Genomic DNA, 14,619 nt, shown 5'->3' on the forward strand with positions numbered 1-14,619 from the left:
CCCGACCGCACGACCCGAAGGGCATGGATGAACGACGAGACCGAGCCGGTGACCGAGAGTCCTCTGCTGAACCCTCGACCGTCCTCCGGCGGTCTCGACCGATCCGACGTCGTCGTCCGCAAGGGGCGACTGACCCTGATCAACGGACACCTCACGCCCCAGCAGTCGATGATCGAGGACCTGCTGTTCCTCGACGACGCGCTCACTGCGGCTGACGTCGACCACCTGCTCATCCGCGGCAACGACCAGCGCCCGGTGATCGCCCTCGACGAGCGGGACCGCCAGCGCGCGGAGAGCGCCGTGATGTCCGCGGCCGTCAACGAGCCCTTCTACGCGAAGCCCCCGGGCAAGCCGGCGGTGCTGGTGCAGGACGACGGACTCGGCTCCGTCGAAGAACCGGTGCTCCGCGTGTTCCGCCCGCGGCTCGAGCCGCTCGGACGCCTGCGCTACGGCGCCGAGACGAGCGTCCAGCTCGAGTTCTGGCGCGTCACCGACACCGAGGTCCTCGCCCCCGTCGAGAACGCCCTGATGCGTCGCAGCCTGCCGATCGACGAGTTCGTGCTCGTCGACATCGAACGCTACGGCCGCACCTGGCGCACCGTCGAGCACATGTTCGACGACCACGTCTCGGACATCCGGTTCCCGATCGACATCGTCTTCTCGTGGGTCGACGGCAACGCCATCGAGTACCAGCGCGCCCGCCAGGCCGCACAGTCGAACGCCGTCCTGGGCGAGGGCGACGACGCCCCGGCCCGGTTCCGCCAGATCGACGAGCTGAAGTACGCGCTCCGCTCGGTGCACACCTTCGCGCCCTGGATCCGACAGATCTACATCGCGACGGACTCCCCGGCACCGCACTGGCTCGCCGATCACCCGAAGGTCAGGATCGTCCGCAGCGAGGAGTTCTTCGCCGACCCGTCCGTGCTGCCGACCCACAACTCGCAAGCCGTCGAGTCGCAGCTGCACCACATCCCGGGCATCAGCGAGCACTTCATCTACTCGAACGACGACATGTTCTTCGGGCGCCTCGTCGACCCCTCGGCGTTCTACAGCCCCGGATCGGTCACGAAGTTCATCCTCGCGTCGACCCGGATCGGCCTCGGCTCCAACAACCCGGCACGCAGCGGTTTCGAGAACTCCGCCCGCGTGAACCGTCGCCTGCTGCAGCAGCGCTTCGGTGCGGTGACGACCCGGCACCTCGAGCACGCCCCGACGCCCCTGCGCGCCTCGATCATGACCGAGATGGAGCACGAGTTCGCCGACGAGTTCGCGGCCACTGCGGCGTCACGCTTCCGCGCCGCCGACAACATCTCGGTGACGAACTCGCTGTACCACTACTACTCGCTGCTCACCGGTCGGGCGATCATCCAGGAGAACGCGGCCGTCGGGTACATCGACACGACCATGGTCTCCGGACTCAAGGCCCTCGACGAGCTGCTGAAGAAGCGGAACGTGGACTTCTTCTGCCTCAACGACGGCAGCTTCCCGGAGGTCAGCGACGAGGAGCGCACGCAGCGCGTGACGGACTTCCTCGAGCGCTACTTCCCGTTCCCCGCGCCGTGGGAGCGTCCCAGCGCTTAGGACGCGCCAGCGGCCTGCTGGGGCGCTCCGGGCGAGCCTGCGAGCCCGGTCCCACGGGACGCCTAGGACGCGCCAGCGGCCTGCTGGGAGCGTCCCAGCGCTTAGGACGCGCCAGCGGCCTGCTGGGGCGCTCCGGGCGAGCCTGCGAGCCCGGCGCCGGAACCCAGCCCCCGGGTTCGGACGCGGCACCGACGTCCACCGGTCACGACTCCCCGCCGTCCACACGCCGAGCGGTCACAGCCCGTCGGCTGCGCCGCCCGCAAACAACGGAACACGACCACGCGACGCAGCACCGGCGGTGTGTCGCGACCACCCCGCGGGCCGGGAGGCGCGGGTCGGGCCCGCCACGGGCCTCCCGGCCGTCGGGTCCGCCGTCGGGACGCGCCCGCCGAGCGGTCACGACACCCCGTTGGCTGCCCGCCGAGCGGTCACGAACTGTTGATTGCCGAGCCGCCAGCCGACGGAACGTGACCACTTGCGTTGGAGTGACGGGGAGTCGCGACCGCACGCGCCCGCCCTTGGTGAGCAGAAGAGGTCGGGTCCGCATGACGGACCCGACCTCTTCTGCACGCGAAGTGCGCGGCGCTACCGGTGGACGGGGGAGACGGGCACCGAGTCGAGCGTGAACACCGGGATGCTCGAGGTGACCGGTGCCGGCTCAACGGCCGCGGGGATCGTCACGCCGTGTGCGGCCAGCTTCGCCTCGGTCTCGAGCGCGGAGACGGGCTGCCCAACGGTGGCGTAGTGCCCGATCGGCACCACCGAGTGGACGACGTTGTGCCCGTAGACGTGCACGAGGTTGAACGACTGCGCACCGTCACGGCCGCGGGTGCCGCCCTGGTACTCGGTGAGGTCCTGGGTGTAGCAGGTGGCGCTGGCGACGGACACCGGGATGCCGGCGAACACGGCACTGGTCGAGTAGTGCAGGTGACCGGCGATGATGGCGAGGACGTCGCTGCCCTCGACGACCTCGGCCAGGGCCTGCTGGTCGCGCAGCTCGACGAGGACGGTGAGGTCCTGGACGCTCGGCACGGGCGGGTGGTGCATCGCCAGGATGGTGCCGTGCGGCGCAGCCTCGGACAGGACCTCGGCGAGCCAGTCGAGCTGCTCGGGGGAGACCTCGCCGTGGTGGTGACCCGGCACGCTGGTGTCGAGGGTGATCACGCGGAGCCCGTTGACGTCGTAGACGAAGTCGACCGGGCGATCGGTGGGCTGCAGGCCGAAGAGCTCCTGGCGGAAGGCACCGCGCTCGTCGTGGTTGCCCATCGCCCAGATCACCTGCGCGCCGATGCGCTGCGCAGCCGGCTCGAGGATCTCGCGGACACGGGCGTACGCGCCCGGCTCGCCCTTGTCGGCCACGTCGCCGGTGACGACGATCGCTTCGGGACGGGTGCCCGAGGCTTCGATGTCAGCGACGATCTGCGAGAGCCGAGCGGCGGAGTCGACATCGCCGTACAGGTTGCGGTCCCCGGAGACGAGGTGCGTGTCACTGAGGTGGAGGAGGAAGTGGTTCGGCCTGGGGTGTTCGGCCGTCCGGCTGTCCATCGGGGTCTCATTCCGTTGGCGGATGCGTGGTGCAACACGTTGCCACACCGTCCTGGACGAGTCCAGCACGCGGGAGTGAACCAGCCGTGAACTGGGGGCGGCGTGTTGCCCCTCACACGAAGAAACCCCCGCCACATCGTGACGGGGGTTGCTTCGTGCTACCGATCAGTGATCGCCGGGGCCGACCTGGGGAGCCTGGTGGCCACCCTCGAGGTTCGGGCCGTGGTGCGCGGCGTGCGCTGCCTCGAGCTCTGCCTTCGAAACCGGCTCGATGCGGTCCTCGAAGAAGAAGCGGGAGACGCCGGCGCGGACCTTCTGCAGACCCGTGATCTTGCCCTTGGCGTTCGGGCGGATCATCAGCGGCTTGTACTCGTTGAACTGCAGGAGCTTCCAGCGCTCGTACTCGTCGAGCTGCTCGTGCACCTCGATGTACTCGCCGTGGGGGAGTCGGACGATGCGGCCCGACTCGTAGCCGTGCAGGACGATCTCGCGGTCCTTCTTCTGGAGGGCGAGGCAGACACGCTTCGTGATCCAGAAGGCGATGAACGGACCGAGGACCGTCGTCGCCTGGATCACGTGGATCACGTGTTCGATCGACACCAGGAAGTGCGTCGCGATGATGTCCGACGAAGCCGCCGCCCAGAGGCTGGCGTAGAGCGTGATGCCAGCGGCACCGAACGCCGTGCGCGTCGGGGCGTTGCGCGGACGGTCGAGGATGTGGTGCTCACGCTTGTCGCCCGTGACCCACGCCTCGATGAAGGGGTAGAGCAGGATCGCCAGGATGAGCAGCACCAGGACCGCGATCGGCGCCAGGATGTTGAACGACACCGTGTAGCCGAACCACACGACCTCCCAGTGCGGCGGGACCAGTCGGAGCGCGCCGTCGGCGAAGCCGATGTACCAGTCGGGCTGGGTACCGGCGGACACCGGGGAGGGGTCGTACGGGCCGTAGTTCCAGATCGGGTTGATCGTGAACAGCGACGCAATGAGGGCCAGGATGCCGGCGACGATGAAGAAGAACCCACCGGCCTTCGCGGCGAACGCCGGGAGGATCGGGACACCGACGACGTTCTCGTTGGTCTTGCCCGGACCAGCGAACTGCGTGTGCTTGTTGATCACGACGAGCACGAGGTGGACACCGAGCACCGCGACGAGGATCGCCGGCAGCAGCAGGATGTGCAGCGTGTACAGGCGGCCGACGATGTCGGTCCCGGGGAACTCCCCACCGAACAGCAGGTAGGCGATCCAGACACCGATGACCGGGACACCCTCGATCATGCCGACGATGATCCGCAGACCGTTTCCGGAGAGCAGGTCGTCGGGGAGCGAGTAGCCGGTGAAGCCCTCGGCCATGGCGAGGACCCAGAGCAGGAAGCCGAAGACCCAGTTGAGCTCACGCGGCTTGCGGAAGGCACCGGTGAAGAACACGCGGGCCATGTGCAGCATGATCGACGCCACGAACAGCAGGGCCGCCCAGTGGTGGACCTGACGGACGAAGAGCCCGCCGCGGATGTCGAACGAGATGTCGAGCGTGGACTGCAGGGCCGTCGACATCGCCACGCCCTTGAGCGGGACGTACGAGCCGTTGTAGACGACCTCGGTCATGGACGCCTGGAAGAAGAACGTCAGGAAGGTCCCGGAGAGCAGCACGACGACGAAGCTGTACAGCGCCACCTCGCCGAGCATGAAGCTCCAGTGGTCCGGGAAGATCTTCCGGCCGACTTCCTTGACGAGGCCCGAGATGCTGGTGCGCTCGTCGATGTAGTTGGCGACCCCGCCGATGATGCGGGATCCGCGCTCCGGCGCCGGCTTGTTCGTCGACGTGTTCGGTGCGGTGGTGGTGGTGCTGGTCATCAGCGTTCACGCTCCCAGAAGGACGGTCCGACCGGCTCGTGGAAGTCGCTCTGGGCAACCAGGTAGCCGTCGTCGTCGATCGCGATCGGAAGTTGGGGGAGGGGGCGTGCTGCCGGACCGAAGATGACCTCGCAGTTGTTCGAGACATCGAAGGTGGACTGGTGGCACGGGCACAGCAGGTGGTGCGTCTGCTGTTCGTAGAGCGCGACGGGGCAACCGACGTGGGTGCAGATCTTGGAGTACGCGACGATGCCGTCGTAGCCCCAGTTCTCGTGGCCCTTGGACGGGTTGAGGTCCTTCGGGTCGAGACGCATGAGGAGGACGGAGGCCTTCGCCTTCTCCTCCAGCATGTGCTCGGACTCGAGCATGCCCTCGGGGATGACGTGGAACACCGAACCGATGGTGACGTCGGAGGCCTTGATCGGCAGACCCGTCGGGTCCTTCGTCAGGCGCAGACCCTGCTTCCAGAAGGTGTGGCGGAGCAGCTCGTTGGGGTCCTCGGCCGGAGCGAGGTCACGGACCAGGACGATGCCGGGGAGCGGGAACGCAGCCAGGGCACCGATCATCGAGTTGCGGATCAGCTTGCGACGGCTGAAGCCCGACTCCTTGTCGGCGAGCTGGAACGCCTCGACCGCCTTGGCGCGGGTCGCGTCGGTGCCGCGGGTGCCGTGGCGGAGCTCGGTGATCTCGCGGTCGACGACGAGCGACTTCGACCAGTAGACGGCGCCGAGGCCGAGGGCGAGGAGCGCGAGGGCGATCGACAGGCCCAGGAAGAGGTTCGCGGTGCGGACCGTCCCGAAGTCGCTCGGGTCGATCGGGAAGGCGACGTACGCCGCGATCGACAGCACGCTGCCGACGATCGACAGGTAGAAGTAGGCGGCGACCTGGCGCTCGGCCAGACGCTGCTTCTTCGGGTCGACGTCGGTGCGACGCGGGCGGTGCGGCGGCTCGCCCGGGTTCTCGAACGGGTCGACGGGGAGGACCGCGATCCCAGGGGAGGTGGTCGTGCCGTGCTTCTCGACAGCCGAGGACGAGTTCAGCGTCTCGTCGTCGTGCTCTGCCATGGTGTTCCCTTCAGTGTCGTTCGACACGGACGATCAGTTGGACTTCGCGGTCAGCCAGACGGTCATCGCGACGACCGCGCCGAGTCCGAAGATCCAGATGAACAGACCCTCGGCGACCGGCCCCAGGGAGCCGAGTGCGAAGCCACCGGGGGACTTGTTGTCCTGCACGTACTTGAGGTACGTGATGATGTCGGCCTTCTGCTCCGGCGTCAGGTTCAGGTCGTTGAAGACCGGCATGTTCTGCGGGCCGGTGAGCATGGCCTCGTAGATGTGCTTGCCGGAGACCGTCTCGAGGCTCGGGGCGTACTTGCCCTCGGTCAGTGCACCACCGGCGCCGGCCACGTTGTGGCACATGGCGCAGTTGATGCGGAACAGCTCGGCGCCTTCGGCAGCGTCGCCGTCCTCACCGTTGGTGAGCTCGGTGGACGGGACCGACGGGCCGGGGCCGAGGGAGGCGACGTACTGCGCGAGTGCGTCGACCTGCTCGTCCGTGAACTGCGCGGGCTTCTCTTCGGCCTGCGGGCCCTGAGCGGCCATCGGCATGCGGCCGGTGCCGACCTGGAAGTCGACCGACGCGGCACCGACACCGATGAGGGACGGGCCCTCGCTCGTGCCCTGCGCGGAGAGACCGTGGCAGGTGGCGCAGTTCGAGGCGAAGAGCTTCTCGCCCTCGTTCACCTGCGACTGGCTCGAGGCGGCGACGGTGTTCGTGCTGTCGTCGGCGTTCGCCGTGGAGCTGAACAGTGCGTACGCGCCACCGGTGGTCATGAGACCCACGACGATGAGCGACACGGTCGCCATCGGTGAACGGCGGCCCTTCTTGGACTTGGTTCTGTTGAACATGTGCTGGGGGGTGTCCAGTTCCTACTTGAGAAGGTAGATGACGGCGAAGAGGAAGATCCACACGACGTCGACGAAGTGCCAGTAGTACGACACGACGATGGCGGTGGTCGCTTCCTTGTGGCCGAAGTTCTTGGCGGCGAAACCGCGGCCGAGCGTCAGCAGGAAGGCGATGAGGCCACCGGTCACGTGGAGCCCGTGGAACCCGGTGGTCATGTAGAACGCCGAGCCGTAGGCGCTGGAGGAGAGCGTCACGCCCTCGTGCCAGAGGTTGGCGTACTCGAAGATCTGGCCGCAGACGAAGATCGCACCCATCGCGTAGGTGACGAAGAACCACTCCGTCATGCCCCAGTGGCGCGGGTTCCAGCTCGTCCGGTGCACCTGGAAGCGCTCCGCAGCGAACACGGCGAACTGGCAGGCGAAGCTGGACAGCACCAGGATGATCGTGTTCACGGAGGCGAAGGGCACCTCGAGCTTCGCGGTCTCGGTCGCCCAGAGCTCAGGGGACGTGCTGCGGAGCGTGAAGTAGATCGCGAACAGGCCGGCGAAGAACATGACCTCGCTGCCCAGCCACACGATCGTCCCCACGGCCACGGCGTTCGGCCTGTTGAGGGCCGGACCGCTGGCTGATCTGGAGAGAGAGGTGCTAGTCACGTCCTCCATTATGGCCGAAACCCCCGACAGTGTTTTCGCAGGAGACTGGCGGGTCTCTCGAATTCACTACGATTGAGCCATGCCTGACGCACTTTCTTGGCCAGCGGTGATCAGCGCGCTCATGGCGCGCGAGGACCTGACGATCAGGCAATCCACATGGGCCATGGAGGAGATCGTGCACGGGCGTGCCACCCAGGCACAGATTGCAGCCTTCGCCGTGACGCTCCGCGCGAAGGGCGAGACCGTCGATGAGGTCGTCGGGTTCCGCGACGCGATCCTGGACGCCGCGGTTCCGCTCGACGTCGACCCGATGGCGCTCGACATCGTCGGGACCGGCGGCGACGTGGTCGGCACCGTGAACATCTCGACCATGGCGGCCATCGTGATCGCGGCCGCCGGGGTCCCCGTCGTCAAGCACGGCAACAAGGCCAGCTCGTCGAAGTCCGGGTCGAGCGACGTGCTCGCTGCCCTCGGACTCGATCTCACGATGGACGCCGCGCGTGTCGCGGACACCTTCCGGCGTGTCGGGCTGACCTTCGCCTTCGCCAACGCGTTCCACCCCGGTTTCGCCCACGCAGGCCCGGTCCGGCGCGAGATCGGCGTGCCGACGGTGTTCAACTTCCTCGGCCCGCTCGTCAACCCCGCGCGGTGCGAGGCCAACGCCGTGGGTGTCGCCCAGCTCGACCTCGTGCCGATCATCACGGGCGTGTTCCAGACGCGCGGCGCGACGGCGCTCGTGTTCCGCGGCGACGACGGACTCGACGAGCTGACCACCACCGGGCACAGTCACATCTGGGAGGTCACCGGCGGCCGCGTGACCGAGCACGACCTCGACCCGCGGGACCTCGGCATCGCCCGGGCACGCACGGACGACCTGCTCGGCGGCGACCCCGAGCACAACGCCGGCGTCGTCCACCGGGTGCTCGCGGGGGAGACCGGACCCGTCCGCGACATCGTCCTGCTGAACGCCGCGGCCGGCCTCGTCTCGTTCCGCCTGGCGCAGGACCCGAACGAGTCCGACCGGCCGATCCTGCAGCGCTTCCGCGAGCAGCTGGTCGTCGCCGCCGAGGCGATCGACTCAGGCGCCGGTGCGCGCAAACTGGCTGATTGGGTCGGCGCAGCTCCCGCCGCGTAGTCCACGCCGCTTCCGCCCGAGCCGCACCGTGCCGCACCGCGCCGGCAGCCACCCGACCACCCGACGACTTGCCGCGCCCGACGCGCAGGAGACGCAACGCACAGGAGGCCCGGTGCCGGTTCCAGGAACCGGCACCGGGCCTCCCGTCGGTGCGTTCAGTGCACGCGGTCAGCGTGCGCGTGCTTCGTTACTGCACGTCCTCGTCGACCCAGTCGAAGGTCTTCGTGACGGCCTTCTTCCACAGGCGGAGCGTGCGCTCGCGCTCGGCGGCGTCGAGCTGCGGCTCCCAGCGCTTGTCCTCCTGCCAGTTGGCACGGAGTTCGTCGAGGTTGGCCCAGAAGCCGACCGCGAGACCTGCGGCGTAGGCCGCACCGAGCGCCGTCGTCTCCGCGACGACCGGCCGGACGACCGGCACGTTGAGCATGTCGGCCTGGAACTGCATGAGTTCGCTGTTCGCGGTCATGCCACCGTCGACCTTGAGCTCGGTCAGGTCCACGCCGGAGTCGGCGTTGACCGCGTCGAGGACCTCGCGGGTCTGCAGCGCCGTCGCCTCGAGGGCGGCACGCGCGATGTGCCCCTTGTTGACGAAGCGGGTGAGACCGACGATCGCACCGCGGGCGTCGGGACGCCAGTACGGCGCGAAGAGCCCGGAGAACGCCGGCACGAAGTACACGCCACCGTTGTCCTCGACGGTCTTGGCCAGGGCCTCGACCTCCGGGGCGCTGCCGATCAGACCGAGGTTGTCGCGGAGCCACTGGATGAGCGAGCCCGTGACGGCGATCGAACCCTCGAGGGCGTAGTGCGTCTCCTGGTCGCCGAGCTTGTAGCCGACGGTGGTGAGCAGGCCGTTCTCGGAGCGGACGATCTCGGTACCGGTGTTGAAGATCAGGAAGTTGCCGGTGCCGTAGGTGTTCTTCGACTCGCCCTGGTCGAACGCGGCCTGACCGAAGGTCGCGGCCTGCTGGTCGCCGAGGATGCCGGCGATCGGGACCTCGCGCAGCAGGCTCGAGGACTCGACGTGGCCGTAGACCTCGGAGGAGCTGACGATCTCGGGGAGCATCGACTTCGGGACGCCGAAGTCGGCGAGGATGTCGTCGCGCCACTGCAGCGTCTCGAGGTCCATGAACAGCGTGCGGGACGCGTTCGTGACGTCGGTCTTGTGGACGCCGCCGTCGACGCCACCGGTCAGGTTCCAGAGGACCCAGGTGTCGGTGGTGCCGAAGAGCAGGTCGCCCGCCTCGGCCTTCTCACGAGCACCCTCGACGTTCTCGAGGATCCACATGATCTTGGTCCCGGCGAAGTACGTCGCGAGCGGCAGGCCGACGATGGCCTTGTACTTGTCGGTGTCGCCGTCGGCGAGCTTGTCGACGAGCGCCTGCGTGCGGGTGTCCTGCCAGACGATCGCGTTGTAGATCGGCTTGCCGGTGGTCTTGTCCCAGACGACGGCGGTCTCGCGCTGGTTGGTAATGCCGACGGCTGCGACGTCGTGGCGCGTGATGTCGGCACGCGACAGTGCCTGACCGATCACCTCGCGGGTGTTGTCCCAGATCTCGGCGGGGTCGTGCTCGACCCACCCGGCGCGCGGGAAGATCTGCTCGTGTTCCTTCTGCCCGGTCGAGATGATCGAACCGGAGTGGTCGAACACGATTGCTCGGGTCGAGGTCGTGCCCTGGTCGATGGCGACGATGTAGTCGGCCATTGGTGCTCCTTACGGGTGTTCGGTGCGGTGCGTGGTCGGTCGTGCGGAACGGCCGGTCACGCCTTCGGGGTGGGGTGGGTCAGCTGACGATGGGCAGCAGGGCGACGGACAGGCCGGCGGCGAGGGCGCCACCGATCAGCGGTCCGACGACCGGCACCCAGGCGTAGGCCCAGTCGCTCGAGCCCTTGCCCTTGATGGGCAGGATGGCGTGCGCGATGCGGGGGCCGAGGTCACGGGCGGGGTTGATGGCGTAGCCGGTGGGGCCACCGAGGCTGACACCGATCGCGATCACGAGGAAGGCGACGGGGATCGCGCCGAGCGATGCCGGCGTCTGACCGTTCGAGAACGCGATGACGACGAAGACCAACACGAAGGTGCCGATGATCTCCGTGACGAGGTTCCAGCCGTACGACCGGATCGCGGGGCCGGTCGAGAAGACGCCGAGCTTGGCGGCCGCGTCGGGCTCCTCGTCGAAGTGCTGCTTGTAGGCGAGCCAGACGATGACCGCGCCGATGATCGCGCCGATCAGCTGGGCGAGCCAGTAGAGGAACATCTCGCCGACGGTGATCTTGCCGAGCAGGGCGAGCCCGAGGCTGACCGCGGGGTTGAGCTGACCGCCCGAGCTGTACGAGACGGTGACACCGGCGAAGACCGCGAAGCCCCAGCCGATGGTGACCATCAGGAACCCGGCTCCGAAGCCCTTGGACTTCGCGAGCGAGACAGCGGCGACGACGCCGCCACCCAGGATGATGAGCATCGCCGTACCGACGAGCTCGGACAGGAAATTGACGCCGATGCCGTCCATCGGTGACCTCCAGTGCGTGAGGGTGGGGGTCCGGCCGTGCTGCGCCGCACTCCCCGTTGAGTGATTGAGGCCAACCATAGTGATGCGGTTCACGGCCCGGCGATGAATTCGTGAGCGAAGTGCGGCATCGTGCACGAACGTGCAGGACGAGTGTCCCCCGCACGATCCCGAGGCGGTGACGCGTCCTCGGCGCACTGCACGAACGTGCATCGGGAGCGGACGGCTGCCCGTGCCGTCGATGTAGATTGGGCGCACTCCGGTCGACGACGCGCGGTGTGACCGCCACGGTTCGACCCCGTACCCGTGGAGGCACCGCATGAAGAAGCTCATCAACGACCCGCAGGCCGTGGTCGAGGAGACCGTCCGGGGCTTCGCCCGGGCACACGCCGGACACGTCGTCCTGGTCGAGGACCCGATCCACCTGCACCGCGCTGACGCACCCGTCGCCGGCAAGGTCGGGATCGTCAGCGGCGGTGGCAGCGGCCACGAACCGCTGCACGCCGGCTTCGTCGGGTACGGCATGCTCGACGCCGCGGTGCCCGGCCCGGTGTTCACGAGCCCGACGCCCGACCCGATCGTCGCCGCGACGAAGGCCGTCGACGGCGGTGCGGGCGTGCTGCACATCGTGAAGAACTACACCGGCGACGTGCTCAACTTCGAGACGGCGGCCGAGCTCGCGGCGATGGACGACGTCCGCGTCGAGTCCGTCGTGGTGGACGACGACGTCGCGGTGCAGGACTCCCTGTTCACCGCCGGCCGTCGCGGTGTCGCCGGGACCGTCGTGGTGGAGAAGTGCGCCGGCGCCGCCGCCGAGCGCGGGGACGACCTGGACGCCGTCGCCGCCGTGGCCCGGCACGTCAACGACGTCACGCGGTCAATGGGGCTCGCGCTGGCGTCGGGCACCGTCCCGCACGCGGGGGAGCCGTCGTTCGCGCTGGCCGACGACGAGGTCGAGCTCGGCATCGGCATCCACGGCGAGCCGGGCCGCGAGCGGATCGCGATGGCACCGGCGGATGAGCTGGTCGACCGCGTGCTCGAACCGATCCTGACCGACCTCGACGCCCCGGCCGGGTCGTCGCTGCTGCTCCTGGTGAACGGCATGGGCGGCACCCCGCTGTCCGAGCTCTACATCGCCTACCGACGCGCCGCCGAGGTCCTCTCCGACCGCGGCTACCAGGTCACGCGTAGTTTGGTCGGCGACTACGTCACGTCCCTCGAGATGCAGGGGTTCTCGCTCACCGTCACGGTGCTCGATGACGAACTCACTGCCCTCTGGGACGCCCCGGTGGAGACCCCGGCCCTGCGCTGGGGACGCTGAGCGACCGCAACCGCGACTGCAACCGCAACGGCAACGGCGACCGCGACCGCAACCGCAACCGCGACCGACCACGGCCGCTCGACCACCGGACCACGACACCGGGCCCCACCGGGCCGGACACACGAAGGGAACCGCATTGGCGCTCGACACCGCATGGGCCATCGACTGGGTCCGTCGCACCGCCGCGACGATCGACGAACACCGCGCCGAGCTCGTCACGCTCGACCGTGAGATCGGGGACGGCGACCACGGCGAGAACCTCGACCGCGGGTTCCGGGCCGTGCTCGAGGCCATCGACTCCGGGTCCTTCGACACCCCGGGCGCCGTCCTCAAGACCGTTGCGACGAAGCTCATCTCGACCGTGGGCGGAGCTGCCGGCCCGCTCTTCGGCACCGCCTACCTGAAGGCGGCACAGGCTGCCGGTGACGCGGCCGAACTCGACGCGGACACCCTCGTCGCCGTCCTCACCGCCGCCCGTGACGGGGTCGTCTCCCGCGGCAAGGCCGCGGTCGGCGACAAGACGATGGTCGACGCGTGGAGCCCCGCGGTCGACGCCGCAGCAGCGGCTGCCGGTGCCGGCGACGACCCGAAGTCCGTGCTCACCGCAGCAGCCGACGCCGCCGCGCAGGGTGCGGCGGACACCGAGCCGCTCGTCGCCCACAAGGGCCGCGCGAGCTACCTCGGCGACCGCGCGATCGGCTACCGCGACCCCGGTGCGCAGTCGACCGCGTACATCCTGCGCGCAGCGGTGGACGCAGCGTGACCGTCGGCATCCTGGTCGTCTCGCACAGCGCGGCGATCGCGACGGGCACCGTCGAGCTGGCACGGCAGATGGCTGCGGACGTTCCGCTCGTCGCCGCGGGCGGCACGGACGACGGCGGCATCGGCACCTCGTTCGAGGCGATCACCGCCGGCATCGAGGAACTCGCCCAGGCGGACGCCGTCGTGGTCCTGTGCGACCTCGGCTCCGCCTACCTGACGACCGACACCGCGCTCGACTTCCTGGACGACGACGTCCGTGCCCGCGTCCACGTGTCGCAGGCCCCGCTGGTCGAGGGCACGGTGGCGGCAGCGGTCGCCGCCCAGACGGGCGGTGACGCCGACGCGGTCCTGGCTGCCGCGGCATCGGCCGCGGGTTCCGATGCGGACGCGAGCAGCGCCTCCCGTCCGTCCGGTGACCAGCCTGGAGGCACGGGGCCGGCCGACGGGGCTGCCCCCGTCGACGACGCGGCCGGGTCCGACCGCGTCAGTGCGTCGGTCGAGCTGGTCAACGAGACCGGGCTGCACGCCCGGCCCGCCGCGGAGTTCGTGAAGACGGCGGCGAAGTACGACGCGAGCGTGCACGTCAACGGCGTGGACGCGAAGAGCCTGCTGGCGATCATGGCCCTGGCGCTGCCGAAGGGTGCGACGGTGTCGATCGACGCGACGGGGCAGGACGCGCAGGCCGCAGTCGACGCCCTGGTGGAACTGGTCCGGTCCGGCTTCGGCGAGTGACACCGCCGCCGGGGGAGCCCCCGGCGGCGGTGCCCGTCCCGGTCAACGGATGGAGATCGTCCCCGCCAGGTCGAGGTCCGAGGGGCCGCCGGTGACCCCGGCGTCCGCGAGCAGGGTGGCACCGAACACGGCACTCCAGAACGTGCGGGCGTCCCGGGCGACACCGCTGGGGCTCGTCCAGCCCTGGTCGCCGACGACGCGCTCCAGGTAGCGCTCGGACTGCCGGAACAGCACGGCGAGCAGCAGCCGCACGCGCTCACGCTGCGCCGGGTCGTCCCCGGCTGCCCCGAGCGCGCGGACCACGAGCGGGGTCGACGGCATCGCGAGGGCGGTGCGGGCGAGGACCTGTCGGAACGACTCCGGCGAGCGCGCACGACGGCCGGCCGCCTGCAGTCGCGTGGTGTCGCGGAGGAACAGCGCGAACGCGGCGTCGAGCACCAGACGGTCCTTCGATCCGTAGTGGTGCGTGATCTGGTTCGGGTAGACACCCGCGGCCCGGGCGACCTCGCTGACGGTGACGCTCCGAGCACCCGCGCTGAGCAGTCCGGCCGTCGCGGCGAGGATCTTCGCCCGTGTCGCCGCGCCGCGAGCCGTGCCGGAGCCGTCCACCGTGGTTGCCATGTCGGAATT

Annotated in this window: 13 protein-coding genes; 5 read left to right on the top strand and 8 right to left on the bottom strand. The window is 69.2% G+C overall.

All coding sequences use genetic code 11. The features are described 5' to 3' along the window. Positions 1–27: 27 nt before the first annotated feature. The gene (locus HQQ79_RS09230; protein WP_173033866.1) at positions 28–1,581 is read left to right on the top strand and encodes a stealth conserved region 3 domain-containing protein; all 1,554 of its coding nucleotides are present in this window, start codon (positions 28–30) and stop codon (positions 1,579–1,581) included. A gap of 585 nt (positions 1,582–2,166) precedes the next feature. Here HQQ79_RS09230 and HQQ79_RS09235 read toward each other — a convergent pair. From HQQ79_RS09235 to HQQ79_RS09255, 5 genes are all read right to left on the bottom strand, one after another. Next, entirely contained in the window at positions 2,167–3,126 is a 960-nt protein-coding gene (locus HQQ79_RS09235; protein WP_071244690.1) for a phosphodiesterase, read from the bottom strand. A gap of 165 nt (positions 3,127–3,291) precedes the next feature. Then, the gene (locus HQQ79_RS09240) at positions 3,292–4,980 is read right to left on the bottom strand and encodes a ubiquinol-cytochrome c reductase cytochrome b subunit (RefSeq protein WP_071403835.1); all 1,689 of its coding nucleotides are present in this window, start codon (positions 4,978–4,980) and stop codon (positions 3,292–3,294) included. Further along, positions 4,980–6,044 (bottom strand): ubiquinol-cytochrome c reductase iron-sulfur subunit, encoded by a 1,065-nt coding sequence (locus tag HQQ79_RS09245; protein ID WP_027465615.1) that lies wholly within the window; start codon positions 6,042–6,044, stop codon positions 4,980–4,982. Before HQQ79_RS09245 ends, HQQ79_RS09240 begins: the two co-directional genes overlap by 1 nt. A 33-nt stretch (positions 6,045–6,077) precedes the next feature. Beyond that, the gene (locus tag HQQ79_RS09250; protein ID WP_027465616.1) at positions 6,078–6,887 is read right to left on the bottom strand and encodes a cytochrome c; all 810 of its coding nucleotides are present in this window, start codon (positions 6,885–6,887) and stop codon (positions 6,078–6,080) included. A gap of 21 nt (positions 6,888–6,908) precedes the next feature. Next, the gene (locus HQQ79_RS09255; RefSeq protein WP_027465617.1) at positions 6,909–7,547 is read right to left on the bottom strand and encodes a heme-copper oxidase subunit III; all 639 of its coding nucleotides are present in this window, start codon (positions 7,545–7,547) and stop codon (positions 6,909–6,911) included. Between the two features lie 70 nt (positions 7,548–7,617). Here HQQ79_RS09255 and trpD point away from each other — a divergent pair, with 70 nt between their 5' ends. Then, a complete protein-coding gene (trpD, locus tag HQQ79_RS09260; protein WP_173033868.1) occupies positions 7,618–8,673 on the top strand; it encodes an anthranilate phosphoribosyltransferase in 1,056 nt (351 codons plus the stop codon). Between the two features lie 187 nt (positions 8,674–8,860). Here trpD and glpK read toward each other — a convergent pair whose 3' ends face one another. Both glpK and HQQ79_RS09270 read right to left on the bottom strand, forming a co-directional pair. Next, the gene (gene glpK, locus HQQ79_RS09265; protein WP_017887334.1) at positions 8,861–10,372 is read right to left on the bottom strand and encodes a glycerol kinase GlpK; all 1,512 of its coding nucleotides are present in this window, start codon (positions 10,370–10,372) and stop codon (positions 8,861–8,863) included. A gap of 79 nt (positions 10,373–10,451) precedes the next feature. Further along, positions 10,452–11,177 carry an MIP/aquaporin family protein gene (locus tag HQQ79_RS09270; protein WP_071244695.1) on the bottom strand — a complete coding sequence of 242 codons (726 nt, stop codon included), beginning with the start codon at positions 11,175–11,177 and terminating at the stop codon, positions 10,452–10,454. A gap of 316 nt (positions 11,178–11,493) precedes the next feature. Here HQQ79_RS09270 and dhaK point away from each other — a divergent pair, with 316 nt between their 5' ends. The 3 genes from dhaK (at position 11,494) to dhaM (ending at position 13,989) form a co-directional block, all read left to right on the top strand. Next, positions 11,494–12,495: a dihydroxyacetone kinase subunit DhaK gene (gene dhaK, locus HQQ79_RS09275; protein WP_173033870.1), complete on the top strand. Its 1,002-nt coding sequence runs from the start codon at positions 11,494–11,496 to the stop codon at positions 12,493–12,495. A 136-nt stretch (positions 12,496–12,631) separates the two neighbouring features. Beyond that, a complete protein-coding gene (gene dhaL / locus HQQ79_RS09280) occupies positions 12,632–13,258 on the top strand; it encodes a dihydroxyacetone kinase subunit DhaL (RefSeq protein WP_173033872.1) in 627 nt (208 codons plus the stop codon). Beyond that, entirely contained in the window at positions 13,255–13,989 is a 735-nt protein-coding gene (gene dhaM, locus HQQ79_RS09285; RefSeq protein WP_027465622.1) for a dihydroxyacetone kinase phosphoryl donor subunit DhaM, read from the top strand. The genes dhaL and dhaM overlap by 4 nt, the downstream gene beginning before the upstream one ends. Positions 13,990–14,031: 42 nt before the next feature. Here the strand turns inward: dhaM and HQQ79_RS09290 are convergent, their stop codons facing one another. After that, entirely contained in the window at positions 14,032–14,610 is a 579-nt protein-coding gene (locus HQQ79_RS09290) for a TetR/AcrR family transcriptional regulator C-terminal domain-containing protein (RefSeq protein ID WP_027465623.1), read from the bottom strand. Between the last annotated feature and the right edge of the window lie 9 nt (positions 14,611–14,619).

Source organism: Curtobacterium sp. VKM Ac-2852 (genome assembly GCF_013205045.1).
Lineage (GTDB): Bacteria > Actinomycetota > Actinomycetes > Actinomycetales > Microbacteriaceae > Curtobacterium > Curtobacterium flaccumfaciens.

Excerpts from the sequence above, each read along its gene's own strand:
- dhaK (WP_173033870.1), top strand. The coding sequence starts at position 11,494 with ATGAAGAAGCTCATCAACGACCCGCAGGCCGTGGTCGAGGAGACCGTC.
- HQQ79_RS09235 (WP_071244690.1), bottom strand. The coding sequence starts at position 3,126 with ATGGACAGCCGGACGGCCGAACACCCCAGGCCGAACCACTTCCTCCTC.
- HQQ79_RS09290 (WP_027465623.1), bottom strand. The coding sequence starts at position 14,610 with ATGGCAACCACGGTGGACGGCTCCGGCACGGCTCGCGGCGCGGCGACA.
- HQQ79_RS09250 (WP_027465616.1), bottom strand. The coding sequence starts at position 6,887 with ATGTTCAACAGAACCAAGTCCAAGAAGGGCCGCCGTTCACCGATGGCG.
- HQQ79_RS09270 (WP_071244695.1), bottom strand. The coding sequence starts at position 11,177 with ATGGACGGCATCGGCGTCAATTTCCTGTCCGAGCTCGTCGGTACGGCG.
- trpD (WP_173033868.1), top strand. The coding sequence starts at position 7,618 with ATGCCTGACGCACTTTCTTGGCCAGCGGTGATCAGCGCGCTCATGGCG.
- HQQ79_RS09255 (WP_027465617.1), bottom strand. The coding sequence starts at position 7,547 with ATGGAGGACGTGACTAGCACCTCTCTCTCCAGATCAGCCAGCGGTCCG.
- HQQ79_RS09230 (WP_173033866.1), top strand. The coding sequence starts at position 28 with ATGAACGACGAGACCGAGCCGGTGACCGAGAGTCCTCTGCTGAACCCT.
- HQQ79_RS09245 (WP_027465615.1), bottom strand. The coding sequence starts at position 6,044 with ATGGCAGAGCACGACGACGAGACGCTGAACTCGTCCTCGGCTGTCGAG.
- glpK (WP_017887334.1), bottom strand. The coding sequence starts at position 10,372 with ATGGCCGACTACATCGTCGCCATCGACCAGGGCACGACCTCGACCCGA.
- HQQ79_RS09240 (WP_071403835.1), bottom strand. The coding sequence starts at position 4,980 with ATGACCAGCACCACCACCACCGCACCGAACACGTCGACGAACAAGCCG.